Origin of the sequence: Desulfocucumis palustris (assembly GCF_002933875.1) — a bacterium.
GTDB classification, from domain to species: Bacteria; Bacillota; Desulfotomaculia; order Desulfotomaculales; family Desulfocucumaceae; genus Desulfocucumis; species Desulfocucumis palustris.
In genome coordinates, this window is the sequence record NZ_BFAV01000130.1 from 63169 (window position 1) to 89294 (window position 26126).

The 26126-nt window shown below is 53.8% G+C and carries 27 protein-coding genes, 1 other RNA gene and 1 other annotated feature; all 28 genes read right to left on the reverse strand.

Translation table 11 applies throughout. The annotated features are described in order from the left end of the window. Nucleotides 1-99: 99 nt before the first annotated feature. Nucleotides 100-399: a DUF1292 domain-containing protein gene (locus DCCM_RS11425; RefSeq protein WP_104372580.1), complete on the reverse strand. Its 300-nt coding sequence runs from the start codon at nucleotides 397-399 to the stop codon at nucleotides 100-102. A gap of 176 nt (nucleotides 400-575) precedes the next feature. Further along, entirely contained in the window at nucleotides 576-998 is a 423-nt protein-coding gene (ruvX, locus tag DCCM_RS11430) for a Holliday junction resolvase RuvX (protein ID WP_104372530.1), read from the reverse strand. Between the two features lie 90 nt (nucleotides 999-1088). Continuing rightward, the gene (locus DCCM_RS11435; RefSeq protein WP_104372531.1) at nucleotides 1089-2036 is read right to left on the reverse strand and encodes an aldo/keto reductase; all 948 of its coding nucleotides are present in this window, start codon (nucleotides 2034-2036) and stop codon (nucleotides 1089-1091) included. Between the two features lie 49 nt (nucleotides 2037-2085). Next, entirely contained in the window at nucleotides 2086-2343 is a 258-nt protein-coding gene (locus DCCM_RS11440) for an IreB family regulatory phosphoprotein (RefSeq protein WP_269433752.1), read from the reverse strand. 215 nt (nucleotides 2344-2558) lie between these two features. Continuing rightward, nucleotides 2559-5195: an alanine--tRNA ligase gene (alaS, locus tag DCCM_RS11445; protein ID WP_104372582.1), complete on the reverse strand. Its 2637-nt coding sequence runs from the start codon at nucleotides 5193-5195 to the stop codon at nucleotides 2559-2561. A gap of 120 nt (nucleotides 5196-5315) precedes the next feature. Then, nucleotides 5316-6353, reverse strand: coding sequence for an AI-2E family transporter (locus DCCM_RS11450; RefSeq protein WP_104372532.1), 1038 nt, complete (start codon nucleotides 6351-6353; stop codon nucleotides 5316-5318). 71 nt (nucleotides 6354-6424) lie between these two features. Continuing rightward, nucleotides 6425-6610 carry a hypothetical protein gene (locus DCCM_RS11455; protein WP_104372533.1) on the reverse strand — a complete coding sequence of 62 codons (186 nt, stop codon included), beginning with the start codon at nucleotides 6608-6610 and terminating at the stop codon, nucleotides 6425-6427. An 18-nt stretch (nucleotides 6611-6628) separates the two neighbouring features. Continuing rightward, nucleotides 6629-6802: a YrzR-like zinc ribbon domain gene (locus DCCM_RS18650; protein ID WP_165792127.1), complete on the reverse strand. Its 174-nt coding sequence runs from the start codon at nucleotides 6800-6802 to the stop codon at nucleotides 6629-6631. A gap of 130 nt (nucleotides 6803-6932) precedes the next feature. Further along, nucleotides 6933-8015: a tRNA 2-thiouridine(34) synthase MnmA gene (gene mnmA / locus DCCM_RS11460; protein WP_104372534.1), complete on the reverse strand. Its 1083-nt coding sequence runs from the start codon at nucleotides 8013-8015 to the stop codon at nucleotides 6933-6935. 316 nt (nucleotides 8016-8331) lie between these two features. Next, a complete protein-coding gene (gene nifU, locus DCCM_RS11465; RefSeq protein ID WP_104372535.1) occupies nucleotides 8332-8706 on the reverse strand; it encodes a Fe-S cluster assembly scaffold protein NifU in 375 nt (124 codons plus the stop codon). Between the two features lie 60 nt (nucleotides 8707-8766). Next, a complete protein-coding gene (gene nifS, locus DCCM_RS11470) occupies nucleotides 8767-9990 on the reverse strand; it encodes a cysteine desulfurase NifS (protein WP_104372536.1) in 1224 nt (407 codons plus the stop codon). Nucleotides 9991-10224: 234 nt separating this feature from the next. After that, on the reverse strand, nucleotides 10225-10671 hold the full coding sequence (locus tag DCCM_RS11475) for an RrF2 family transcriptional regulator (protein WP_104372537.1): 447 nt from the start codon (nucleotides 10669-10671) through the stop codon (nucleotides 10225-10227). A gap of 104 nt (nucleotides 10672-10775) precedes the next feature. Next, complete coding sequence (locus DCCM_RS11480) at nucleotides 10776-12122, reverse strand: replication-associated recombination protein A (protein WP_104372538.1); 1347 nt, start codon at nucleotides 12120-12122, stop codon at nucleotides 10776-10778. A 436-nt stretch (nucleotides 12123-12558) separates the two neighbouring features. Further along, nucleotides 12559-12834, reverse strand: a complete 276-nt coding sequence (locus DCCM_RS11485) for a transcriptional regulator (protein ID WP_104372539.1) — start codon at nucleotides 12832-12834, stop codon at nucleotides 12559-12561. Nucleotides 12835-12956: 122 nt separating this feature from the next. Continuing rightward, the gene (trxA, locus tag DCCM_RS11490) at nucleotides 12957-13286 is read right to left on the reverse strand and encodes a thioredoxin (protein ID WP_104372540.1); all 330 of its coding nucleotides are present in this window, start codon (nucleotides 13284-13286) and stop codon (nucleotides 12957-12959) included. A gap of 161 nt (nucleotides 13287-13447) precedes the next feature. Next, nucleotides 13448-14173 carry a tRNA threonylcarbamoyladenosine dehydratase gene (locus DCCM_RS11495; RefSeq protein ID WP_104372541.1) on the reverse strand — a complete coding sequence of 242 codons (726 nt, stop codon included), beginning with the start codon at nucleotides 14171-14173 and terminating at the stop codon, nucleotides 13448-13450. 80 nt (nucleotides 14174-14253) lie between these two features. After that, nucleotides 14254-14441: non-coding RNA, 6S RNA (gene ssrS, locus DCCM_RS11500), on the reverse strand. A 163-nt stretch (nucleotides 14442-14604) separates the two neighbouring features. Continuing rightward, on the reverse strand, nucleotides 14605-16410 hold the full coding sequence (gene aspS / locus DCCM_RS11505; protein ID WP_104372542.1) for an aspartate--tRNA ligase: 1806 nt from the start codon (nucleotides 16408-16410) through the stop codon (nucleotides 14605-14607). 76 nt (nucleotides 16411-16486) lie between these two features. After that, the gene (gene hisS, locus DCCM_RS11510) at nucleotides 16487-17743 is read right to left on the reverse strand and encodes a histidine--tRNA ligase (protein ID WP_104372543.1); all 1257 of its coding nucleotides are present in this window, start codon (nucleotides 17741-17743) and stop codon (nucleotides 16487-16489) included. Nucleotides 17744-17799: 56 nt separating this feature from the next. After that, nucleotides 17800-18015 (reverse strand) — a binding site (T-box leader). 270 nt (nucleotides 18016-18285) lie between these two features. After that, nucleotides 18286-18963, reverse strand: a complete 678-nt coding sequence (deoC, locus tag DCCM_RS11515) for a deoxyribose-phosphate aldolase (protein WP_104372544.1) — start codon at nucleotides 18961-18963, stop codon at nucleotides 18286-18288. A 110-nt stretch (nucleotides 18964-19073) separates the two neighbouring features. Continuing rightward, nucleotides 19074-19940, reverse strand: a complete 867-nt coding sequence (locus tag DCCM_RS11520) for a class II fructose-bisphosphate aldolase (protein WP_104372545.1) — start codon at nucleotides 19938-19940, stop codon at nucleotides 19074-19076. Nucleotides 19941-20000: 60 nt separating this feature from the next. Next, nucleotides 20001-20945: a sugar kinase gene (locus tag DCCM_RS11525; RefSeq protein ID WP_104372546.1), complete on the reverse strand. Its 945-nt coding sequence runs from the start codon at nucleotides 20943-20945 to the stop codon at nucleotides 20001-20003. Nucleotides 20946-20981: 36 nt separating this feature from the next. Further along, nucleotides 20982-21974, reverse strand: a complete 993-nt coding sequence (locus DCCM_RS11530) for a zinc-dependent alcohol dehydrogenase family protein (RefSeq protein WP_207655589.1) — start codon at nucleotides 21972-21974, stop codon at nucleotides 20982-20984. A gap of 37 nt (nucleotides 21975-22011) precedes the next feature. Further along, complete coding sequence (locus DCCM_RS11535; protein ID WP_104372548.1) at nucleotides 22012-22971, reverse strand: 1-phosphofructokinase family hexose kinase; 960 nt, start codon at nucleotides 22969-22971, stop codon at nucleotides 22012-22014. A 50-nt stretch (nucleotides 22972-23021) separates the two neighbouring features. Continuing rightward, the gene (locus DCCM_RS11540) at nucleotides 23022-23582 is read right to left on the reverse strand and encodes a glucose-6-phosphate isomerase (RefSeq protein ID WP_104372549.1); all 561 of its coding nucleotides are present in this window, start codon (nucleotides 23580-23582) and stop codon (nucleotides 23022-23024) included. A 19-nt stretch (nucleotides 23583-23601) separates the two neighbouring features. Beyond that, nucleotides 23602-24249, reverse strand: a complete 648-nt coding sequence (locus DCCM_RS11545) for a bifunctional 4-hydroxy-2-oxoglutarate aldolase/2-dehydro-3-deoxy-phosphogluconate aldolase (RefSeq protein ID WP_104372550.1) — start codon at nucleotides 24247-24249, stop codon at nucleotides 23602-23604. A 10-nt stretch (nucleotides 24250-24259) separates the two neighbouring features. Then, nucleotides 24260-25018 (reverse strand): HAD family hydrolase, encoded by a 759-nt coding sequence (locus DCCM_RS11550; protein ID WP_104372551.1) that lies wholly within the window; start codon nucleotides 25016-25018, stop codon nucleotides 24260-24262. 23 nt (nucleotides 25019-25041) lie between these two features. Then, nucleotides 25042-26013, reverse strand: coding sequence for a phosphoglycerate dehydrogenase (locus DCCM_RS11555; RefSeq protein ID WP_104372552.1), 972 nt, complete (start codon nucleotides 26011-26013; stop codon nucleotides 25042-25044). Nucleotides 26014-26126: the final 113 nt, after the last annotated feature.

Consider the following 26126-nt stretch of genomic DNA (forward strand, 5'->3'; position numbering starts at 1 on the left):
AAGCAGATTATGCTAAAAAACCCCGCACTTGATCGCAATAAAAAAACCGGCGGGGATAATCCCCGGGCCGGTTAATCCGGTTACTGATATTATATCCCATTATTCTTCCTGTGCAATCATTTCTTCCCAGGCATCGGCTACTTTTTCCCATTCCTCGTCATCTTCTATGTCCACCAGCAGTTCGTTGCCTTCCTCGTCCTTTTCGAACCTTAATATGATAGCCTCGTCCGATTCCTCGTCCACAGGCAGCAGGATGGCATATTCAGTACCCTCCACCTCGAGAATATCTATTACTGTAAAGTTGCGTTCCTCGCCGTTCTCGTCGATAAGTGTAAGAACTTCATCCTCCCCGCCGTCACAGCTGCAGTCGTGATCGCACCCGCAATGGTGCCCGTCCACGTGGTCGCTGCCGGCACCGTTGCCCGGCTTGTTGTTGTCCTTGTCAGCCAATATAGCTCACCTCATAATCAAAAATTCAACCTATTCTATACCAGGAAAAGACAATTGTCAAGGAAATTGAATCATGGCAAGCAAAACAAAGCATTTTGCCAATAAGGCCGGTTGAAAACGGATAATCACCTGCCCGCTCCCCCGGAATCCAGATATCCCTGCAAAATTATGGCGGCGGCCACCTTGTCTATAACTTTTTTACGTTTCGCCCTGCTGGTGTCCGCCTCCAGCAAAATCCTTTCCGCGGCCACGGTGCTTAACCGCTCATCCCAGAGCTCCACCGGCAGGGACAGGAGTTTTTCCACCTCCAGGGCAAATGCCTTTGACTTTTCTCCCCTTTCTCCCAGCGTCCCGTTCATATTCCGGGGCAGTCCCAGCACCACTTTTTCCACCCCGTAAGTCCCAGCCAGTTCCTTCAGCCTGTCCATTTCCCTAGCCTTATTGCCATCCCTGCGTATCACTTCAACCCCCTGGGCGGTCCAGCCCAGGGGATCGCTCACCGCAACCCCTATCGTTTTGTCTCCCAGATCAAGGCCCATTACCCGCACATTTTATCACACCTTCCAGTGTTGCCAAAATTCCCTGCCAACTAACCTCACCGGATGCCTTTATTTTGCAATTTGTTTAAATTTCTCAATTTATATAATTTTTATGCAAAATTCAGGGCATACGCTGCCGCAATAACCGCACAGCCGGCAAAGCTCCGGGTTCACCCTTGCCCTGTCCCCGTCCAGAAACAGGGCGCCGGACCCGCAACGTTCCACGCATTGTCCGCAGCCACGGCACCAGTCCTCTATGTGCAGGCGGCGGCTCTGGACATTCACCAGCCTCTGCACCCGGCTGTCCGGAGTCAGACCGTTGAACACCGCCACGTTATAGTCCACTTCGGCCGCGGTTCTCATCCCCACAGCCACCGCTGCCAGCCCGGGAAGCGAAAGGACAAAATCAAAAGCCTGCCGGGTATCGCTGATCAGGTTGCCTCCTCCCAGGGCCTTCATGCCGTAAATACCCTTTCCCGCCCTGCCGGCTTCGGCGATGGCCGCGGCCATGTCCTCCACCGTGCCGTCCTGAATTCCTATGCCTGTAATATTCACCAGGGGATGAATAACGTCAAACTCCGGAACCGCCGCCGCCGCCCTGACGCCCCGCACCGAGTGGGTGGAGATGCCCAGGGCCCTTACAACACCCTTCTCCTTTGCCTCCAGCAGACGCTCCACGGCCTCCCAGTGGCCCCGGATGGTAAGTTCCGATTCCTGCTCGTGCAGCAAGAAAATGTCTATATAATCCCTGCCCAGGGCCTTTAACGCGGTGCTCAGGCTTTTTTCCATACCCTCCCTGGTATAGGCGTAGCATTTGGTGGTAATTACCGTTTCACCGGAGCGGCCCCGTATGGCCTCCCTGATGTGGGGGTAGGTTTGGTATAATTCCGCGGTATCGATGAAATTCACGCCGGCGTCCAGGGCCCGGCGAATAATCCCGGCCCCCTCTTTGACCGGCAGGTTGGATTGCAACGGCCCTATGGTAAGCGCCCCGAAACACAGGCGTGAAACTTTAATGCCGGTTTTCCCCAGATAGTTGTACTGCAAGACCAATCTCCCTTTTACATTCAAAATAAAACCCTGCATTTACGCAGGGTTACTTTTCCAGATAGTTTTTCACCAACTCCTCCAGCAGTTCGTCCCTTTCCAGCCGCCGGATTAGGCTCCGGGCATTGCCGTGGCTGGTGATATAAGCAGGGTCTCCTGACAGCAGGTAGCCTACAATCTGATTGATGGGGTTATATCCCTTTTGCTTCAGGGCGGAATACACCGTAAGCAGTATTTCCCTGGCCTGATTTACTTCTTCCGCCTGTACTTTAAACATTACTGTTTCTTCAAAAGGTTCCTTTAGCACGGTTTACCCCCCCTTAGGAAAAATATAACCTCATTTGATAATTATAATTCGTTGCTATTTTGTCTTTTCCTCCACTGCTATAATAACCCAGGAAAAATAAGTTATCAACCATTTCCAACTCCGCCGCTGATTTTTGTGATTAAATATTATTATACCTGACAAATGAAAAAGCCGGAAGTAAAATAAAAAGCGGGGGTAACCCGCTTTTATTCCAGTCAGCCTTTTATCTGTTCCCCGGCAACCGCCCTGGCCCTGTCCAGGGCTTCCTGTACGCGGCCGGGCTCCTTTCCCCCGGCCTGGGCCATTTCCGGACGTCCTCCACCGCCGCCGCCAACCGCCGCGGCCGCCTCTTTAATGATTTTGCCGGCGTGCAGCCCCAGGCCCAGCAGGTCCTTGGTAACCGCCACCACAAGGTTGACCCTGTCGCCCACCGGACTGGCCAGGACAATCACCCCGGAGCCCATACGGTCCCTTAAAAGGTCCACCATGGCCCGTAAACTGTCCATATCCGGAGCGCTGGTATGGGTCGCCAAAAATTTGACTCCCTTCAAGTCGGTTACCTGGTCCAGCATGCTCTGCACCTCGAAACGGGCCAGCTTGGCACGCAGATTTTCCGCCTCGTGCTCCAGTTCCCTGTAATCCTTAACCAGGGATTCCACCCGGTGCACCACCTCGCTGGGGGCGGCCTTCACCGCCCGGGCTATGCTTTCCAGTTGCTGGTCCCTGGCATTGATATAGCGCAGGGCTCCCTCCCCGGTGACCGCTTCCACCCGGCGCAAACCGGAGCCCACCGAGCTCTCGCCCAGCAGTTTGAACAGCCCCACTTCCGAGGTGCTCCTTACATGGGTACCGCCGCAGAGCTCCAGGCTGTAATCCCCCATTTTCACCAGCCGTACCCTCTCGCCGTATTTTTCCCCGAACAGTGCCGCCGCACCGGTTGCCCTGGCCTCTTCCAGAGAGGTTTCCCGGGTTTCCACCGGTAGGTTATCCAGTACCCTGGCGTTAATTATCTCTTCAATGCGGCGGGCTTCCTCGGGGGTTACCGGGCTAAAATGGGTAAAGTCAAACCTCAGCCGATCCGGTTCCACCAGCGAGCCGGCCTGGTTCACATGCTCCCCCAGCACCTCCTTGAGAGCCTTGTGCAGCAAATGTGTGGCCGAGTGATTGCGGGCAACCGCCGAGCGCCTGGGCAGGTCCACACTGACCTTAAAAAGGTCGCTTTCCCGCACCATGCCGCTTAATACCTTGCCCCGGTGCACGAAAAGTCCTTCCACCGGTTTATACACTTCGAAAACCTCAATTTCAGACCCGGCTCCCGTTAACCTGGCGTAATCGTTTACCTGGCCGCCGGATTCGGCATAACAGGGAGTGCTGTCCAAAACAAACTGAATTTCCTCACCGGCCACAGCCCTGTCGGCCCGCTGCCCCTCTTTCACCAGCGCGATCACACGGCCCTCCGCCTCCAGGGTGCCGTAGCCCACAAAAACGGTTTCGCCGTATTTATCTCTCACTTCCTTGAACAGCGCTCCGGTTTCCGACAGGTATTCGGTCTCCTGCCTGGCGCTGCGGGCACGCCGTCGCTGCTCCTCCATGGCCGCGGCAAAGCCGTCCTGGTCAACCCCCAGGCCGTTTTCCTCCGCTATTTCCATGGTCAGTTCCAGGGGGAAGCCATAGGTGTCGTAAAGCTTAAACGCGTCACTGCCGGTAATCTCCGTACCGCCGGCGGCTTTGGCCTCCTGAACCAGCCTGTTTAATATTTCGGTCCCCTGGGAGAGGGTTTCCCCAAAACGTGCTTCCTCCGTGCTTATAACTTTCAGAATGTGCTCACTGTTCTTTTCCAATTCCGGGTAGGCCGGTGACATCTGGCGGATTATGGCCCCCGCTACTTTAAACAGAAAAGGCTCCGTCTCCCCCAGCAGCCTGCCGAAACGCACCGCCCGGCGCAAAAGGCGGCGCAACACGTACCCCCGGCCTTCGTTGGAGGGCAGCGCCCCGTCGGATACGGCAAAGGTAACCGCCCGGCAGTGATCGGCTATAACCTTCAAACCCAGGTCCGTGTCCTTATCCGTTCCATATTTGACGCCGATTTCTCCGGCGGTAAAATCCATAATTTCCCTAAAAATGTCGGTATCAAAATTGGAGGGAACATTTTGCAGCACCGAGGCCACTCTCTCCAGCCCCATGCCCGTGTCTATCCCTTTATTTTCCAGAGGAGAATAATTACCCCCCTCGTCCCGGAAAAACTGTATGAACACCAGGTTCCATATTTCCAGGTAGCGGTCGCAGTCGCAGCCCACTGAACATTCCGGGGAGCCGCAGCCCCTTTCCTCGCCCAGATCAATATATATCTCCGAGCAAGGCCCACAGGGCCCCACGCCTATTTCCCAAAAGTTAGTGTCTTTCCCCATCCTGACAATCCGGCTTTCCGGCACACCGATCTCCCTGTGCCATATATCAAAGGCCTCGTCGTCATCCAGGTAAATTGTAATCCACAATTTGTCCTGGGGAAGCTCCAGCTGTTTGGTAACAAATTCCCAGGCCCAAGATATGGCCTCCCTTTTAAAATAATCGCCGAAGGAGAAGTTGCCCAGCATCTCGAAAAATGTATGGTGCCGGGCAGTCCGTCCCACGGATTCAATATCCGGAGTGCGCAGGCATTTCTGGCAGGTGGTTGCCCGGCGCACTTCCGGCTTTGCCGCTCCGGTAAAGTAAGGTTTAAAGGGAACCATTCCGGCGGCGGTCCAGAGTATGCTGGGGTCGTTGGCCGGAATTAAAGAGGCGCTGGGTAGTCTTTTATGCCCTTTGCTTTCAAAAAAACCAAGATATCGTTCTCTTATTTCACTACCGGACATTCTCTTCAAGCAAATCACTCCACTTTCTTTCCTCATCCTGCCATCTTTGATTTTTTGCTGTATAATTATACATACTCCGCCAGCGAAGTGTCAAGAATCCGTTTGGCCCGGTGGATTTCATCAAGCACCGGCCAATTTGCGCCAGGCGAAGGTCAGAAAAATCTTCAACACCGCCGCGGTGGGCACCGCCAGAAGCATCCCGGTGAGACCGTACAGCCTTCCCCCGGCGAACAGGATAACAATCACGGCCAGAGGGTGCAGCCCCATCCTGTCCCCCAGCAACTTGGGAGAAATAACGCTGCCCTCCAGCTGCTGGATGATAAAAAAGGCGAAGGCCACCTTTACGGCCAGCCAATTGGAACTTAAGAGCGCCAGGGCCACCGCCGGCACAGCCCCGATAACCGGCCCGAAATATGGTATGAGTTCCGTAAGACCGGCGAAAATACCCAGGGTCAGGGCAAACTCCAGCCCCAGGGCGGCCAGGGTTAACCCCACCAGCACCCCTATCACCAGGCAAACCAGCAAATAACTCTGGATATAACTCTTCAGCACCCGGTTGACATCGCTGAGCAACTCCAGAACGTCCATACGCCAGCGTACCGGAATTATCCTGGTAAATTCCGATTTAAAGTGCCCCAGATCCTTTAAAATATAAAAAGCCAGCACCGGGGCCAGAAAAATGCTGACAACATGTCCCGCCAGGCCAATCATCCCGGCGGCGGCATCTTCGGCCAGAGACAGTATCTCTTCCTCCGCCTTTTTAATCTGGCCGTCGATTATGTCTTTCATTTCCCTGGGCAGGCCGGCCCTGGTATACCTGGCCTGGATATCTTCGCTTATTTCCTGGACCTGCCGGGTATAAACCGGCACCGTGCTGGCAAGGGTGTTCAGCTGCCCCACCAGCCTGGGCATTCCGTAGAGGCCCACGGATGCACCAAGAATGATCATTGCCAGGTAAACCAGCAATATTGCCGTTACCCTCCCGGTCCCCCTTTTTTCCACGGCGTTCACAATGGGGCTGAGCAGATATACCAGCACCCCGGCCAGAATAAACGCCGGCAGCACGCTTCGGATAACATACAAAAATAAAAGGAACAAGACAATTAATAATCCATAAAACAATCTCCGGTGATATAACCTTTCACTCCACCAGGCCACTTGGACGCCCTCCCGGAAGCATTGCAACAACGCGTGTCTATTTAAAGAAAAAGTGAGGACAATATCCTCACTCACTTAACCCTTAATCTTCTGGTTAAACCCTTTACCATATGCTGCGCTTTTTTCTGAATTTGCTCGGGGTCCGCCATGTTTTTAAAACCCTTTATTTCCATCTTGCGTTGGGGTTTCATGAACAGTCCGGCAAAGGCTCCCATCACTGCGCCGGTGATGACACCCCTGAAAAATCCCCTTTTCATCGATTTCCCTCCCGGAAGTCACATCAGGAATTCATTGTGCGGATCGAAGGCCACCAGGCTGCCGTCCTCGGCAACCTCGTAAATCTGAACGCCCTCTTTATTCAGCCTGTACTCAACGCAACAATCCCAGCAGTAATATTGCTCCACTCCTACTTTGCCGGTGGCCTTGCCGCCACAAATAGGGCATTGCAATTTGCCTCGCCTCCCAAACCATTCGTAATGGGTATTATACCCGCTTATCAAATAAAAAATGCAAGGGGTCAGGCTATTAACTTATTAACTTATTCCACGGAATAAGTTAATAAGTTAATAGCCTGACCCCTTATATTATGGTGCCTCCACCCACCAGCAGGTCGCCCCGGTAGTATACCACCGCCTGGCCGGGGGTGATGGCCCGCTGGGGATTTTCAAAGGATACCCTTACCCTGCCTCCGGGCAGGGGGGAAATAACCGCCGGGGACGGGCTTCCGTTGTAGCGTATCTGGGCCTCCACCGGTTCCGTCCCGGATAATTCCTCAAAAAGTATATAATTATTGTCCACCGCCTCCAGGGCCGATGCGTACAGATCGTCATTGGAGCCCAGCACCACGTCGTTGGTGTCCCTGTCCATATCCACCACGTACATGCGCCGGCCGAAACCGGACCCAAGCCCCCTGCGCTGGCCTATGGTGTAAAAGGGTATTCCCCGGTGCCTGCCGATGACATTTCCCCGCATATCCACGAAATTGCCGGGTTTTATGCGATCCCCGGCCCTTTCCTGGAGAAAGCGGGTGTAATCGTCATCGGGAACAAAACATATTTCCTGGCTTTCAGGCTTGTCCGCCACGGCCAGACCCCGCTCCGCCGCCATGCCGCGCACCTGCTCCTTGGTATAATCCCCCAGGGGCATCAACGTTCTGGCTATCTGCTCCTGGGTCAGGTTGTAGAGCACGTAGGTCTGGTCCTTCCTGCTGTCCACGGCCTTGCGCACCAGGTGCCTTTCCCTGGCCGGGTCCCAAAAAAGTCTGGCATAGTGCCCCGTGGCCACATAGTCCGCCCCCAGGGCCAGGGCCTTTTGCAGCAGGGTTTCAAATTTAACGTACCGGTTACAGGCTATACAGGGGTTCGGAGTTCTGCCGGCAATGTATTCCTCGATAAAGTAGTTTACCACCTTTTCCTGGAAGGCGCCCCTGAAGTTCATCACATAATAGGGTATGTTCAGCCTGTTGGCCACCCTCCGGGCATCCTCCACCGCCGCCAGGGAGCAGCAGCCCACATGCTCGCCCTCAACCTCGGTGATGCCGGGGTCCCATATCTGCATGGTCACCCCTACGACCTCGTAACCTTTCTCAAGCAAAATGGCGGCGGTGACCGAACTGTCCACCCCGCCGCTCATGGCTACAACAACTTTCTTACCGTTGCCCAATGGCTCTCACCTTTTTATCCGAAATAGAAAGGTACTATTCAGGTATCCAAAAATTCAGGAGTCGAAATTTCAAGACCATATAAGTAAGCCCTGGGTTCGGAAGAGGTTATCCCCCTTCCGAACCTACGTTGGGGACATTCCTTCTACCCTAAAGGTATGCTCCAAATGAAGGTGTGTCCCCTGACCTTTAAAGAGAAGTATGTCCCCTTTCCTTAATTGCCTGTTTATCCCCGGCCTTCAAGGACGGGGTCTTATAGGCTGTTGGCGGGATAAAACCGTTCTCTCCTGCCGGCTCCTGATTCCTGACCTGAAAACTTTATTTCTTTTCCTGCTTGTCCATATAGTCCTGTATGGCGGCCTGCAGGGCATCCGCGGCCAGGTTGGAGCAGTGCATCTTTTTGGGGGGAAGCCCGCCCAGGGCCTCGGCCACCATTTTGTTGCTTATTTTCAGAGCCTCGTCCAGGCTTTTCCCCTTGACCATCTCGGTAACCATGCTGCTGGTGGCAATGGCCGCGCCGCAGCCGAAGGTTTTAAATTTAACATCCTCGATTACATTATCTTTAACTTTTAAGTAAATTTTCATTATGTCGCCGCAGGTTGGATTGCCCACCTGTCCCACACCGTCTGGATTTTCAATCTCTCCTACATTCCTGGGATTCTCAAAATGATCCATTACCTTCTCTGTATACATGGCCCAAACCTCCTATAAATTATCTTTTCCAGCGGAGCCATAAATATTAATCCAGCATCGTTACATCTTGCAGGAACCGTGTGCCTTGCAGGCATCGCAGCTGCCGTTGATGGCGAATTCGGTTTCCTGGTCCAGGGGCGACATGGCTCTCAGCCTGTTTACAATGGGCGGCATTATCTCCAGGAAGTAATCAATGTCTTCCATGGTATTGTCCCTGCCCAGGGTAATCCTGATGGAACCGTGGGCAATCTCGTGGGGTATGCCCATGGCCAGCAATACGTGGGAGGGCTCCAGGGAGCCGGAGGTGCAGGCCGAACCGCTGGATGCCGCCACACCCTTTAAGTCCAGGCTCAGCAGCATGGACTCGCCCTCAATAAATTCAAAGGTAAAGCTGGCGTGATTGGGCAGTCTCATGGTGGGGTGGCCGGTAAGCTTCACATAGTCGATTTTAGTGGTTACTTCATGAATTAACCGGTCCCGCAGGGCTTTCAGGTGCTCCGCTTCGCTTTGCAAATCCCGTATGGCCAGTTCGGCGGCCTTGCCCAGGCCCACTATCCCCGGCACGTTTTCCGTGCCCGCCCGGCGCAGGCGCTCCTGTGCCCCGCCGTGGAAAAGGGATTGCTTCCAGCGGGTGCCCTTTCTTATATAAAGGGCGCCAACACCCTTGGGCCCGTATATTTTATGGCCGGATATGGTTAACAAATCCACTCCCAGTTCTTCCACGCTAAAGGGTATTTTTCCAAAGCTCTGGACCGCGTCGGTGTGCATGGTAATTCCCTTGGAGCGGGCAAGGCTTCCTATTTCCTTGATGGGCATGATGGTGCCCACTTCGTTGTTGGCATGCATTATGGTAATCAAAATGGTCTTGTCGGTGATGGCCGCGGCCACGTCGTCCACGCTGACCATGCCGTATTTATCCACGGGCAATATGGTAACGGTGAATCCCTCTTTGCCCAGGGCCTTTACCGTGTTGATCACCGCATGGTGCTCCACGGCGCTTGTAATAATGTGGTTGCCCTTGTTTTTATTTATCATGGCCACACCGTGTATGGCCATATTGTCCGATTCGGTTCCGCCGCTGGTAAACACTATTTCGTTGGGAGTGGCGCCGATGGCCGCAGCCACTTTTTCCCTGGCGGCCTCAACTTCCTTGCGGGCCTGACGGCCGAAATAGTGCAGGCTGGTGGGATTACCGAAGTTTTCTTTAAGGAAAGCGCACATTTCATCGGCTACATCCGGGCGGACCGGGGTGGTGGCACTGTGGTCGAAATAAACTCTACGCATGTCCATAACCTCCTGTGGTATTATTGCAGCTCAATAACAACTGATAAAAAGTTTGCCTTGCTACGAAATAACAGTCTATCTTAAAACCGGCAGATACCCTCACGAAACGCTTCCCCAAAACCCCCTCCTCTAAAAGCGGAGCAGGTTCAAATGACCGCGCTGACCCTATTTCCCCTTCTTTTCGGCGGGCTTTTCCATTTGCCGTCCACAGTGCCGGCCGCATAAAAACTATTTTTACACTTCCGGCTTATCCCGGTGCGGGCGCAGTTTTTCCGAGTCCCGGCACATATCCTCAAGGCTAATGGAGTCCAGCACCTGAATAATGCTGTCCCTGACCCTGGCCCAAACGCTTCTGGTGATGCAGTAGTCGGCATTGTCGCACTCCGCCGGCTCAAATTCACTGACACATTCCACCGGGGCTATAGGACCTTCCATAGCCCTTATAACATCGCCCACTTTAATATCACCGGGCGCCCTGGCCAGAATGTATCCACCCTGGGCTCCCCGCACACTTTTTACCAGGCCGGCCTTTCTCAAAACCGCCGCAATCTGCTCAAGGTAATACTCGGGCAAATTCTGACGTTCAGCCACGCTCTTTAAAGGAATGGGTTCCGACCCGTAATGCTGCGCCAGGTCAAACATGGCCTTCAGCCCGTAGTGTCCCTTGGTGGAAAGCCTCAACGTCCCACCCCCTTTTAATTCAGAGTATTTTACTCTGAATTACTATGGCATATATTATCACGGCTGAACATTGAAGTCAATAATCCCGAGTATTTTGGTCTGAATTATTTTTGCCTGTTATTTGCCATGTTCTTCAGCCGTTCCAGAAGGGCCTTGATTTGTTTTTCCTCACCGTTTTCCGACGGGCTGTAAAACACTTTTCCCCTCATATTGTCCGGAAGGTACTGCTGCCGGACATAATGCCCGGGATAATCATGGGGATATTTATATTCATTTACGGTATTATTTCCAGCAATTTTCTCTAATTTAAAATAGCTGCCGTCTCTCAAATGCCTGGGCACGTCCATGGCCTGCTCGTCCCTGACCTCTTTCATGGCGGCGTCTATACCCATTACCACGGAATTGCTTTTGGGAGCCAGGGCCACGTAAAGGGCGGCCTCGGCCATGATAATCCTCCCCTCGGGCATGCCCACCCGCTCCACAGCCCGGGCCGCCGCCACGGCCACCCTAAGGGCTCCGGGGTCGGCCAGGCCCACATCCTCGGCCGCATGGATCATAATCCTGCGGCAGATAAATTCCGGATCATCCCCGGCATATATCAAACGGGCCAGCCAGTACAGCGTGGCCTGGGGATCCGATCCCCTCATGCTTTTGATAAAAGCGGAAACCACGTGGTAATGCTCGTCTTCCCGGTTATACTGCAGAACCCTGCCGCCACACGCCTCGGCCGCCAGTCCCAGGCCGATCCTCCGTACCCCGTCCTCTCCGGGAGGAGTCGTCATGACAGCCAATTCCAGGCAATTAAGGGCCGCCCTGGCGTCACCGTTGGCGATTCCGGCCATATACTCCGGCACCCCCGGCTCCAGGCTGACGGTATAGTTGCCCAGTCCCCTTTCCACGTCTTTCAGGGCGCGATTCAGCAACCGCACCAGCGCCTCCCGGGACAGGAGCTCCAGCCTGAACAGCCTGGAGCGGCTCAACAGGGGACGATTCACAGTAAAAAGGGGGTTTTCCGTGGTGGAGCCTATTAATACAAGCAGCCCGCTCTCCACAAAGGGCAGCAGCGCATCCTGCTGGGCTTTATTGAACCTGTGGATTTCATCAATGAACAGAACAGTGCCCTCACGGTAAAGGGACAGTCTCTCCCGGGCCTGGTCCACTACCCTGCGGATATCCGCCACTCCGGCCATCACCGCGTTGATGGTCTCAAAATGACTTTTGGTCATCCCGGCGATTATCCTGGCCAGGGTTGTTTTCCCGGTACCCGGCGGGCCGTAAAGTATCACCGAGGTAAGGGTATCACTCTCAATGGCCCTGCGCAGGGGGGTTCCGGCACCGATAACGCCGTTTTGTTCTTCAAAGTCATCCAGGCCGGCGGGACGCATCCTTTCCGCCAGCGGAGCCCTCCGGCGCATATCATCCTTCATTGTCTGGTCGAAGAGACTTTTCATAATTACCACCTCCGGCCATTTGCAGAACTGTTGTTTGCCGTGCTTTAACACATTATATCCTTACGCCGCCAGGGTTACAACATATAAGTGAGCCTTGGGTCCGCAAGGGGTTATTCCCCCGCCGGGCATATGTCGGGAACATTCCTCCGGCCCTAAGGCCGCGCTCCAAAGTAAGGAGTATCCCCTGGCCTTATAATTTCGAGCTTACAGCCCGTTTATCCCGGACCTTCAAGGACGGGGTCTTACAGGCTGTTAATGGGATAAAAAAGGAGCGGGGCACGCCTTTTAAAAAGGTCAGGGGACACACCTCTTAAAAATGTCAGGGGACACTCCTCTTATCAGAGGAATGTCCCCAACGTATAATGTCCCAGTGTATAATGTCCCGCCGACTTCTCCAGCTAATTCCAGTCAGTCAATAAGAAAAGCCGGTTAAATTTTAACCGGCTTCTTTGATCAGGTTTAAGAATTCATCACCCAACCTTGTAAGGCTGCATATTTTACTTTTTCCCTCAGTGGATACTTCCACCAGCCCCAGGGCGTAAAGCTGCATTACCACGTGATCCAGTACCGCCCGTTTAACTTTGGCGGTCAGAGATAATTCCTCTTTATTCATGCTGCCCTGGTCCACAAGCGCCAAAAGCACCCGTTCGGCTTCCTCGGGCAGGCGGTCGTTTACTTTTCTGAAATAATCCGCCAGCGGTGTTCCTACCATGTTAATCACCTCCCGTTTAAAATGTAAGCTGCTAATAGTATGGTCATTTTTTTAATTAAATAATACCAGGGAGGTGAAAAAAATAAAAAACGCGTGTTTTACCACGCGTGTCCGGGTCTGTTTTAAAGGTGCTTGTCGATAATCGCCTTTAATTCTTTTTTGGTTTTAAAGCCGATGGAGCGTTCAACTTCCTTGCCGCCCTTGAAAATTATCAAGGTGGGAATGCTTATAACCTTAAACTCGGTGGGAGTGGAACGGTTTTCGTCTACATTCAGTTTAGCCACCGCCGCTTTCCCCTGGTATTCCGAAGCCAGTTCCTCCACCACAGGTGCAATCATCTTACAAGGCCCGCACCATTCAGCCCAGAAGTCCACCACCACCGGCACATCCGATTTGCTTACAACATCCTTGAAAGTGGTATCAGATAAATATTGAATGAGTTCGCTGGCCAATACATCCACCCCTCCTTATATAATTCCGGCCTTTGCATGTCCGGTTAAAATTACCCCTAACCCAGTAATAAACAAACATAATCCATGTTAATAAATGCAAACTATGCCTTTCCCTTGCTAAATTATAATATTCCCCAAAAGTCATTGTCAATTCATTTGCCTTAAAAAGGCTTTTTATTATGAAGGAGGTCTGTCACCACCAGGCCCGCCAGTATCAATCCGGCAACGGGCGGAACAAAGGAAATGCTGCCGGGAGGGCTTTTTTCCCCGTGGTCACCACCGCCGCCGGCACCGGAGGTCATTGGTTTCTCCGTGGAATACACCACTTTAATTCCCCTTTCCACACCCTCCTGCCTCAGCCGCCTCCTTACAGCCCTGGCCAGGGGGCAAACCGATGTTTCAGATATATCGGCAACCTTAAAGGCCGCCGGGTCCAGTTTATTGCCGGCCCCCATGCTGGACACCACCGGTACGCCCTTGGTAACGCAATACTTCAGCAGCTCCACTTTGGCCGTGACGTCGTCAATGGCATCCACCACATAATCGGGCCCGGGTTTTAAAAACCTTTCTTCTTCACCGGGTTTTAAACGCTCAAAATATGTATGCACGCCGGCCGAAGGGTTTATGCCGGCCATTCTCCGGGCCATCAGCTCCACCTTGGGACTGCCCACCGTGTGGTCCAGGGCGTGCAACTGCCGGTTTATATTGCTAACATCCACCACATCGCTGTCCACCAGGATGAAGCCGCCCACCCCGGCCCTGCACAGGGCCTCGGCGGCAAAGGAGCCGACCCCCCCCAGCCCGAAAACACAAACCCTGGCGGCGGCAAGCCTGGACAGCCCTTCCCTGCCGATTAACAGCTCCGTGCGGGAAAACCTGCGGTCCAATCAATTACCTCCAAATTGTAAACTTTTGCAATAACAAAAAAGTTTTCGACCTGGCTTACGGCTCGAAAACTTCACCATGAATAAACCCCACTGATGCCGTGAAACCCCAAAGTTTCCTTGAACCTGTTCCAAACAGGTGGGTGCCCTCCTGACTGTTTTTTACGTCCCTGGTATTTCAAGGGCCTGTAAGCCGCAATCAGAGCCCGGACTCCCTATCAAGCAGTGTTGGCTCAAAACTCCAGGGTTATCACGCACATAGTAGGGTATTAGGCTTTGTAGTTATTATGTTACCATAATCCCCGACAGCGTTGCAAGCTAAAGACATATCAGGTATTTTTTCATTTATATTATTAGTAATATTTATCCGCCGTATACATTTCATTTCGACAAGGTTTGAACTTCTTCAACATCATTCCATGATATGGAACACCCTATCCCTGTTTAGCCGTCCTGGGCTGCTTTACTTCCGTGCGTATATGCAGTTCCTTGAGCTGAACCGGGTCCACGGGCCCCGGGGCGCCGGTCATGAGGCAGGCCGCGCTCTGGGTTTTGGGGAAGGGTATGACATCCCGGATGGTTTTTCTTCCCGCCAGAAGCATTACCAGGCGGTCCAAACCGAAGGCAATGCCGCCGTGAGGCGGGGTGCCGTATTCAAAAGCCTCCAGCATATAGCCGAATTTATCCACGGCTTCCTCCGGTGTGAAACCAATGGCCTTAAACATTTTCTCCTGGATATCCCGCCGGTGAATCCTGATGCTGCCGCCCCCAACCTCAATGCCGTTGAGCACCAGATCGTAAGCCCTGGCCCTGACATTGCCCGGGTCGCTCTCCAGCAGCCCCAGATCCTCTTCCCGGGGAGAAGTAAAGGGGTGATGCATGGCCACGAACCGCTGCTCCTCCTGATCGTAATCCAGCAGGGGAAAATCCGTAACCCAGAGGAAGTTAAAAAGGTTTTCGGGTATTAGGTTGAGCCTTTCCGCCAGGTGAACCCTCAGTGCCCCCAGGGCGGCATAGGCCACGCCTGGGCTGTCGGCCACAAAAAGCAGCAAATCACCCTCCCGGGCGTCCAGCCGGGTAAGTATGGTGTCGATTTCCTGGGGCCCGAAAAATTTTGCTATGGGTGACTTCACGCCCTCGGCCGTAACGATGAAATATGCCAGTCCCTTTGCCTTGTATATGGAGGCGAAGGCGGTGAGATCGTCAATGTCCTTGCGGCTGAAGCCGCCGCAGCCTTTGGCGTTGATTCCCTTTACCAGCCCGCCGGAAGCCGCCGCCGAGGAAAACACCTTAAAGCCGCAGTTAAGGGCAACATCGGATATATCCGCAAGCTCCAGGCCAAAGCGGGTATCCGGCTTGTCCGAGCCATACCGGTCCATGGCCTCCTGATAGCTGAGCCTGGGGAAGGGCAGTTCCGGCTTCAGGCCAATGGCTTCGGAGCATATGCGGACCACCATCTCCTCGGTCAGGGATATAACGTCGTCCACATCCACAAAGGACAGCTCCATATCTATCTGGGTAAATTCCGGCTGGCGGTCCGCCCTGAGATCCTCATCCCTGAAACAGCGAACTATCTGGAAGTACCTGTCCATACCGGCAACCATCAGTATTTGTTTGAATAACTGGGGTGACTGGGGCAGGGCGTAAAAGCGCCCTGGATTCACCCTGCTGGGAACCAGATAGTCCCTGGCCCCTTCCGGCGTGCTGCTGGTGAGCATGGGTGTTTCAATTTCCAGGAAGCCTTTTTGGTCAAGGTAATCCCTTACGGCTTTCACCGTGCGGTGGCGCATCTCCAGTGTCAGCTGCATTTCCGGGCGCCTCAGGTCCAGGTAGCGGTAGCGCAGGCGCAGGTTTTCATCCACGTCAATGCCGTCTTCAATATAAAATGGCGGTGTTTTGGCCCGGTTCAGTATTCTAAGCCCGTAACAGATTACATCAATCCGCCCCGTGGGCAGGGCGGAATTTTCCGTGCCCTCGGGCCTGGGAACAACCTTACCCTCCACCGCCAGAACATACTCGTTGCGCACCCCCCCGGCCTTGGCAAAGGACTCCGCCGAGGAGTCCGGGCTGAAAACCACCTGCACCAGGCCGCTCCGGTCCCGCAGATCGACAAAAATAAGGCCTCCGTGATCCCTGCGCTTTTGCACCCAGCCCATAAGCACCACCCGCTGTCCCACGTTTTCGGGCCTTAGGGCTCCACACATGTGGGTTCTTTTTAATCCTCCCATATTTTCAGACACTAGTTATTCCTCCCGGTCTATCAGTATTAATAAATTTTTTCACTATTTTTTTGCGGACTTTAAACGGCAATGTTTTTTATCTCCGCTTAATCCTTTCAACCAGGCTATTCAGCGGCACTTCCTCCTGTATTCCGCTGGACATGTCCTTGAGCCCCGCGACGCCCCTGTCCAGTTCGTCGCCGCCCAGCAGCACGGTATAGCGCGGATTCAGCTTCCCGGCATATTTCATTTGGGCTTTCAGGCTGCGTTTCATATAATCCTTTTCGGCGCTGATCCCGTTTTTTCTGAGCTCAAAAAGCAGCCTTAAAGCTTCCTCTTCCGCCTGGGAACCGGCAGCGGCCACAAATACGTCCACGGTAAAGGGTGGGGGAAAAGCAATTCCCTGGCGTTCCATGGTCAGGATAATGCGCTCAATACCAAGGGCATATCCGATGCCCGGGGTGGAAGGCCCGCCGCAGGCCTCAACCAGCCCGTTATACCTGCCCCCGCCCCCTATTGAGCTCTGGGCGCCGATATCCGGCGCCATTATTTCAAAAGCCGTGTTGGTATAATAATCAAGTCCCCTTACCATGCTGGAATCCACGATATAGGGGATGTTAAGCAGCTCCAGATATTTTTTCACCGCCTCAAAGTGCTCCGCACAAGAACCGCACAGGCATTTTAAGGTGGTGGGAGCCCCCGCGGCAAGCTCTCCGCAGCGGGCGCTTTTGCAGTCCAGGATGCGTAAGGGATTGCGCTGATAGCGCCCCTTGCAGTTATCGCAAAGCTGGTCCAGGGAGGGGCGGAAGAATTCCAGCAGTTTTTCCCTCAGCACCGACCGGCATTTTGGGCAGCCCACACTGTTGATGCGCAATTCCAGTTCCTTCAACCCCAGGCGACCATAAAAGTTCATGGTCATGGCGATAACCTCGGCATCTATCCCCGGGTCGTTCGCCCCGAAGACCTCCACCCCAAACTGGTGGAACTGGCGGAACCGGCCGGCCTGGGGCCGGTCGTAACGGAACATGGGCCCGATATAATAAAGCTTTACCGGCTGCGGCCCGGCGATAAGACTGCTTTCCATGTAAGCCCTTGCCGCGGCGGCGGTGTTTTCCGGCCGGAGGGTAATGCTGCGGCCGCCCCGGTCGAGAAAAGTGTACATTTCTTTTTCCACTATGTCCGTGGTATCTCCCACGCCTCTTTCAAACAGTTCCGTATGCTCGAAAATAGGAGTCCGGATCTCCTCATATTTGTATTCACGGCAGATTTTCCTGAAGGCATCCTCCACATAATGCCATTTGTAAATATCACCCGGCAGGATATCACCGGTTCCCCGGGGTCTGGTGATAGCCATACTTTAATCCCTCCTAAAAAAATTAAACCCCGTCCCCGGCCATGCAAAAAATACAGGCCAGGGACGGGAACAGTTCCCGCGGTGCCACCCTGTTTGGATAATAAATCCCTCTCAACCAGGCCTTTAACGGGGCCGCCGTGCCATCCTACTCAATCTTCGGGGGCCGCTCCCGGGTGTTCCTTCGGCGTATACCCGGGGAAGGGCTCACAGTCCCGGCCCTTCCTCCCTGCTCCGCGGATGCCACGCTTACTTTTCCCGGTCATCGCTTTATAATTTGGGGACATTCCCTGAGGAAACAGTAAAGCGAAAAGGGATTTACGCCACACGGGAAGGTGTCTCCTCTTTCCCTTACCGTGCCGTCCGCACAAATCCACATTTAGCACAAAAAGTTTACCTATAAATTTTACGCAAAGGGTAAATGTTTGTCAACTCCGGCACAATTTACAGAAAAAAAATGCCCCGGCCTTATTTGCCAGCCAGGCTCCTGGCAGGCCCCGGGACTTCAATCGGGCCGCCACATGGGGTGACGGCCCGATACTTATTCAGTCCGCAATTTCAGCAATAATTTCCATACCCGCGCTGGCGCCTATCCGGGTCGCCCCGGCTTCTATCATTGACAGGGCCTGCCGGGCATTTTTAATGCCCCCGGAGGCTTTAACCCCCATCCCGGGGCCCACTGTTTTCCTCATCAGGGCTATATCCTCCACCGTTGCCCCCCCTGTGCCGAAACCAGTGCTGGTTTTGACAAAATGTGCCCCGGCCTCCCCGGCCAGCCTGCAAGCCGCAACCTTTTCCCCGTCAGTCAGGTAGCAGGTCTCAATTATCACCTTCACCAGGGCGGCCTGATCGGCTGCTTCAGCCGCCCGCACCACTGCCCGGATGTCTTGCAGAACCTGGTCGTAACCACCGGATTTCAACGCGCCGATGTTAATAACCATATCAACTTCACAGGCCCCGGACCGGATTGCCTCAGCCGCCTCAAAGGCCTTGGCGGCGGACGACGTGGCCCCCAGTGGAAACCCTATCACCGCGCATACGCCGATTCCCGTTCCAGCCAGCATATCCCCGGCCAGGGGAACATGGCAGGGGTTGACACACACCGTGGCGAAACCATAATCCCCGGCCTCCCGGCACAATTGCCTTATGTCCTCCCCGGTGGCCGCAGCTTTTAGCAAGGTATGGTCAATCATTTTGGCCATTTCCCTCTTGGATATTTTCATGTTTATCCCCTTTTTTAAAAAGCTTTACAGTGTATATAAAGTACAATACTACCTGGCCGGGGCAAAAACAAGTTTATCCGCCATACCGGGGAGAATTTTGCCGGGATTAATTATTGATATTGGGCGCGCGCCTCCGGGCCGCCGCATATGTTTATCTTTTTCTTAACCAGATTTTGCACTGCCTCCCTGGCATAAGCCATATAGTAACGGGGATCCTTTTGCTGCGGCTGCTCCGTAAAGAATTGCCTGACGGCGTCGGTAAAGGTGTTCCTTATCTCGGTGGCGACATTTATTTTGGCCATACCTGAAGCCACACAAAGTTTCAGTTGTTCATCGGGAATGCCCGAGCCCCCGTGCAGTACCAGTGGAATATTAACCCGGGAGGCAATTTCCCGGATCCTGGGATAATCTATCCCGGGCAGCCCTTTATACATACCATGGGCCGTGCCCACGGCAGGCGCCAGGGTTGACACCCCTGTCCGCCGTACAAATTCTTCGCATTCTCCAGGATCAGCCAAAAAGGCGTCTTTCTCATCCACCGCCAGCTCATCCTCCACTCCGCCCACTTTGCCGATTTCAGCCTCCACATTAACGTTAACAGCCCGGGCCATCCTGACAACTTCTTTTGTTTTCCTTACGTTATCCTCGAAGGAATCCAGCGAGGCGTCGATCATCACCGAAGTATAGCCCGCCCGGACAGCCCGCACGATAACGTTGAAATCCCTGCAATGATCCAAATGAAGGGCCATTGGAATTTTTGACTTTGCCGCCGCGACCCGGACCAGGGCAACAATATACTCCAGTCCCAAATGCCTGACGGTCCCCTCCGTGGTTTGCAATATAATGGGTGCTCGACATTCTTCGGCAGCGCCAACTATGGGCTGAAGCATTTCCAGGGAATGAAAGTTTATGGCCGCCACGCCGTATTTATATTTTCTGGCGTCCTCAAGCATCTGGGTCGATGAAACCAATTCCATAAAGCCACCGGCTCCCCCCGCTAATCATTGAAAACATTTACTTTTCGCGGCATTTCATGTCTAATTATTGCTAATCTCCATGAACTCATTAATTTGTGACAGCGTGCGGCTTCCTTCCATCGGACCGGGTTTTGTGGTCGCCAGGGCGCCCATGGCATTTGCGAAAGTCAATATCCTTTCCCGGGGCCACCCCTGCAAAAGTCCGTAAACAAACCCGGCGCTGAAGCAATCCCCCGCCCCCGTGGGATCCACGGCCTTTACCTGAAAAGATTTCCCCACATGGGTGGCCGAAGGGGTGTACATGACGCTTCCCTCTTCCCCTTTCTTGACAACCACGGCTTTTATTCCCGTGGCAAGCAAGGATTTTACGGCATCCTCCGGGGCGCCCTCCCCTGTAATCAACTGGGCTTCACCACCGCTGGGCAGCACATAATCACATTTCTTTAATATTGGCCTGCAGTAATTCTGTATTTCCTCCAGGGGCAATATCTCCGGCCGCAGGTTGGGATCAAAACTGACAATTCCCCCGTTTTCCTTAACCAATCCCGCCGCTTCATAACAGGCCTTCCTGACGTTTTCGTTTATGGCAAGGCTGGAGCCGTTAACATGCAGCACCTTAACAGTTTTCAGGAATTCCTTGTCCAAATCCTCAACTTTAATCCGGCCTGCCGCCGAATCTTTAATATGGTACAAAAACCGGCGCGACCCGTCGTCATAATAGGTGACAAAAGCAATCCCGGTGATTTTATCCTCCAGTATGCGAATCTGGCTGATATCCACCCCGTCCGCCGATAAACGGTCAATATTGCATTTGCCGAAATCATCATCACCAACGCAGCCGATGATTGCCGAAGGCACACCCAATTTGCCCAGCGCATCAGCGAAAATCGCCGGGGCGCCGCTGGGATACGGCCCCGCAAACAGGCCGGGCTCGGACAGGGCGACGTTAAGCCCGGTCCTCATAACCTCAGCCAATATTTCTCCAACGGTTGCCACCCAATGCATTGCATTTCCCTCCAGGTTGATAAATCAGGCTTCATATCAGGGGAAAACCACAACTCCTTTAATCAGCTTGCGCTCACCGGTGAAAAGCGAAACCACTTCATCAAGCCGGATTCTGGTCACCAGCGGGTCCAGAACAATCTTACCGGAGGTTAACAGGCGTATTGCCCGGGATTGTGTGTCCGGATAGGTAAAGGAGCCGATTAGCTGAAGCTGTTTCCTAAAAATGTCGTAGGGGGTTACGGCAACCTCCTGTCCCTGCCCATAGGCCGCGAACATTAATATCTTCCCCCCGGGCCGGGTTATTTCAATGCACTGCTGAAGGACTTTACCCGCCCCGGCGCAGTCCACCGAAGCATCGAATTCAGCAAGGGACTCCAGCTGCCGCAAGTCCCTGGAATTAATTGTGTCGAATCCCAGCGACCGGGCAATGGCCCTTTTATCTTCATTGGGGTCCACCAGCACAACCCGGGCCGCGCCCTGTAACCGGATAATCTGGGCCATCAGCTGGCCGATAAAACCGCCGCCGAAAATAACAACCCTGGTTCCCGCCTTCACTCCCAGCAAATCAACCCCGTGCAATACGCAGGAAAGAGGCTCAACCAGGGAAGCGTCAGCCAAATCCGCTTCCGGAGGCAATTTATAAATCTGGGACACGGGCACCCGGCAGTAGGGCGATAGACCTCCATTCAAATCCACCCCCAGGGCGACCATGTTGCGGCAAAGATTTGGATGCCCCTCCCGGCAGGATGAACAGGTGCCGCACAATATATTGGGATCGATTGATACTTTGTCACCGGGAGTGACTTCCCGGACCTCCCTGCCTGCCCGCTCCACCCTGCCGGAAAACTCATGACCGATGACAACCGGGTAATTGGCAGGATAATGACCGTGATAAATATGCCGGTCCGTTCCACAAATGCCGCAGGCCGCCACCCGGACCAGAACATCCCTGTCACCGATTTCAGGCAATGGGATATTTTCAATTGCTATATTTTGAGGAGCCTTCACAACAAAGGAATTTAAATCCATTTTCCCTTTCAGCACCTTCCGTGGAAATTTTCCCTCATCAAAATGGAGCTTTTTTCCTTTCCACAACCACCTTTTTTAAAAGGCTGTCCACCTCTTCCGGCCGGACATCGCCGGCCGAAAAATTTAAAGCGTTGGAGGCCGCCGCCGCAGTCCCAAGAATCAAGGCTGTTTCAATATCGTCTTCACCCGGTTCCGCCTGCAGGCTGCTGAAATGAACGGCGCACCCGGCAACCAGGGCGTCGCCGCAGCCAACCGTGTTTACCGCCCTGACCGCGGGGGACTCCACCCGCCACACCGAATTTTCCGTTACCGCCACGGAGCCTTCCTTTCCCAGGGTAACCACCGCCAGCTTGACGCCCAGTTCCAGAATCCTTTGGCCTGCTTTTACAACTTCATCAATGGTCCCCGGGCGATGACCCAGCCACTGTTCCAGCTCGTCCAAATTGGGCTTGCTGAAAAACGGCGCGCCCTTCAGGCCTGAAGACAGGTATTGGCCGCTGGTATCAAGCATTGTTACGGCACCCGCGGCTTTGGCGGCCCGGACCAGAGTGGCGTAGTAGTCCGGGGCAAGGCCGCCGGGAAGACTACCGGAAAAACAGACGACCCCGCTTTTGCAGGCCAACTCCGATACCTTGCCGGTCATACTGTAAACTTCATTTTCACGGACAATTGGACCGGGTTCCAGCAGCTCGGTCTGGGTCCGGGCCGCTTCATCAATTATGGTGATTGTTTCCCTGGAATCGCCCCTGATATTGATAAAATCCGCCATAATCCCCCTGGCGCCAATGGACTCAAGAATAATCCGCCCCGCCGCGCCGCCCAAAAAACCGGTGGCAACAACCGGAGCGCCCAGCAGGTGGGCTACCCTGGCCACATTAATTCCCTTACCGCCCGGTGCCGCGGATACGTCCAAAACCCTGTTGACACCGTTCAGATTTAGTTTGTTAACCCGGTAAACCTTATCCAGGGCCGGGTTTAATGTAACCGTGGCAATCATTTTTCAACACCATTCCATTATTTAATCGGCGAGGAAATAAAATTCAAATTTCACTCCGTAACCGCCGGTTTACCGTCGACCTCCATAACCCTTTGTTTAAAGCCTTTATCCAGGATGGCCGCATAATCATGTCCGGCGTCCGCCGGCCACACCCCGTAGAATACAAAGGGTTCGCCGCCGCAGTTCAGAGTGCGGTGCGCCCAGTACGGCGGTATATAAGCGGACACCCCCGGGGTCATTTTAATTGCCCGGGACCGGCCGTCCCTGGTCATCATCAGCAAGTACCCCTCGCCCCTCAGGCAGGTATAGATTTCGGCTGTTTCTTCTATGGTGTGGAAGTGCCCTTTGGTAAAAAAGTATTCCTTGCCAACCTTGCCGGGGTAAATAACTGTTGTGCAGGAGGCCAGGTGCCCGGCCTCCTCCGGCACCTGGATTTCGTAAACATCGTACAGCACCGGGTTTTCCCGGGACAGCATTTGCTCATAGGCCGCGCTGTCCATAAACAGCCCTTGCAAATCACTGAGCCTTCTGGTAAGCACCTTTGCCGGCGCCGTTACATGACCTGTTGCAAAATCTATGTCCACCTTAAAAGGAAAGGTAAGTTTAGTCACCGTAATGCCTCCCAATCAGTTAGTTGTTTCTGGCCGATGCAACCTTTTCCAGATAACTCCCGGCATTCTCGGTCAGCCGGCTCCATCTTTTTTCAGCCACAGCCCTTTTATCCACCAGGTTGCCGCCCACTCCCACAAAAGCGGCCCCCGCCCGGATAAAGTCCCCGGCGTTTTCCAGGCTGACACCGCCGGTGGGGGTGAGCTTGACCTGGGGCAGAGGCCCTTTAATGTCCTTAAAATATTTATGGCCCACGGAGGTGGCGGGAAAAACCTTGATCACATCTCCCCCGGCCTCCCATGCCGTTAATATTTCAGTGGGGGTAAAGGCGCCGGGTATGACCGCGGTGGAGTACCGTTTGCATAAATCCACCATGCCCCTGTTAAAAATAGGACTTACCACAAACTCCGCCCCTTGCAGAATGCAAAGTCTGGCGGTTTCAGCATCCAAAACGGAACCGGCGCCGATGATAATGCCGCCGCCGAAGTGATTTTTTATTTCCTTTATGGCTTCCAGGGCGCCGGGGGTGGTCATGGTAATCTCTATGGCTTTAAGCCCGCCTTTCAATAACGCTTCCGTAATATTCAAAAGCTCTTCCGGGTTGCTGACCCTGACCACCGCCACCACACCTGATTTCTCTATGGTTTCCAGCACTTCGCTCTTTTTCAATTGGCACACCTCACTTTACAATTTCCAGGTCAGTTACGGATTGAAGCACCCAGTCGGCCGTCCCCAGCAGTTCCTCCCTGCGGCTCGCCCCGGTGAGAACGCCGACATTCAGCTTTGTTCCCGCTTTAACACCCATTTGCATATCCAGCAGGGAGTCCCCCACCAGTATAAAATCAGCCGGCTTCAAGCCTGTTTTTTGGCAAACAAGATTAACCATTGCGGGGTCCGGTTTTGCGTTGGCCACTTGGTCCGCGCAGGCAATGGCCGCAAAATAATTCTCCAGCCCCAAGATATTGATAATTTCTCTGGTTCGCGCATAACTGTCATTGGTGGCCACCGCCAGGACGCATCCCGCCTGGTGCAGCATTTGTATCTTTTCCGGCAGGCCCGGAAATGGAATAGCCTGCTTATCCAGGCCCATTTCGCCATCGCTTTCCTCAAACAGGCAGCTTACCTTTCTGATTATATAGTCCCAGGCATAGCCATAGTTCATATAGAGGACACCGGCCACCGCGGCGGCGGTCTCCAGGCGGGTGCCGGCCACCACCGGGCTGCTCCTGGACATCTTTTTTGAAAAAGGGTCCAGTCCCATTATTTTAAAAAGCAAGGCGTCGGCTCCGGGGGGCAAGGCCAGGCAGTCAACCAGTTTGTCAACTCTCCTGGATATAAGTTCCGGCCACATGGCGAAGGAATCCGTCAGGGTGCAGTCCTTGTCAAAAATAACACCCTGGCAGCATATTTCTTTGTGTTCAAATTTAAGTTTTACCATATTTTTACCTCATTTTTTTACCTTCATGAGGGTTTCGGTATTTCATTCACCACATTTTCCGGCTGTTTTCCTTCCAGCACGGCAATAACATTCCGGGCCGACTGCATACCCATCATCAGCACGGCCTCTTCCGTATACGCGCCGATATGCGGTGTCAATACGATATTCGGCAGCCCCAGCAGCTCTTCATCCCGGGGAGGCTCCGCAGCAAAGGCGTCAAGAGCCGCGCCCCGGATCCATTTCTCCCGCAGGGCCCTGACCAGGGCCTTTTCGTCCACCAGCCCGCCCCGGGCGGTGTTCACAACAATGGCGTCGGGCTTCATGGCCCGCAGCTCCTTTTCGCCTATCAGCCCGCCGGTGGCAGGCATAAGGGGCAAATGCAGGGATATGAAGTCCGCCTTCCCGTATATCTCCGGTAAATCAGCGTACCTGCCGCCCACCTCACCGGCAAAAACACTGTCTTTAAATTCATCATACAAAAGCAGTTCCACTTCGAAGCCCCGGAGACGTTTGGCAACGGCACGCCCTATTTTTCCGGTACCCAGTATGCCCACCGTTTTCCCGTACAGCGACGACCCCATAAACCTTTTCCATTCCCCGTTTTTTGTGGAATGGTCGGCGGCGGATATCTGGCGCGCCACACTAAGCATCAGGCCTATGGCAAGGTCGGCCACAGCCCCGGTGTTCACCCCGGGGGTGTTGGTCACCGGAATGCCGCGCCTGGAGGCGGCCCCGAGGGCTATGTTATCAACCCCGACACCATATTTGGAAATTACTTTAAGATTGGGCAGGCTGTCAACCACCCGGTCGGTCACCTCATCAATACCCACCAGCAGCGCGTCGGCGCCGCCGGCCAGCCGGATCAATTCCATCTCCTTCAGGGGGCGCCCCAGTGAATTCCGGACAATTTCATAGCCTTTATTTTGCAGCAACTCCATGGGCCTGGGTGAAGCGGCTCCAAAGGAGCGGGGCGTAACCACTATTTTAAAGCTCATGCGCCGGCCTCCCGTTAATCAATGTCCAAATTTAGAGGTTTTTCCGTTTTCATGCAAGATCTTGTTATCTGTTCATATTGTTATGACAACTTCTTTCCTATTTCCCCTGCTTG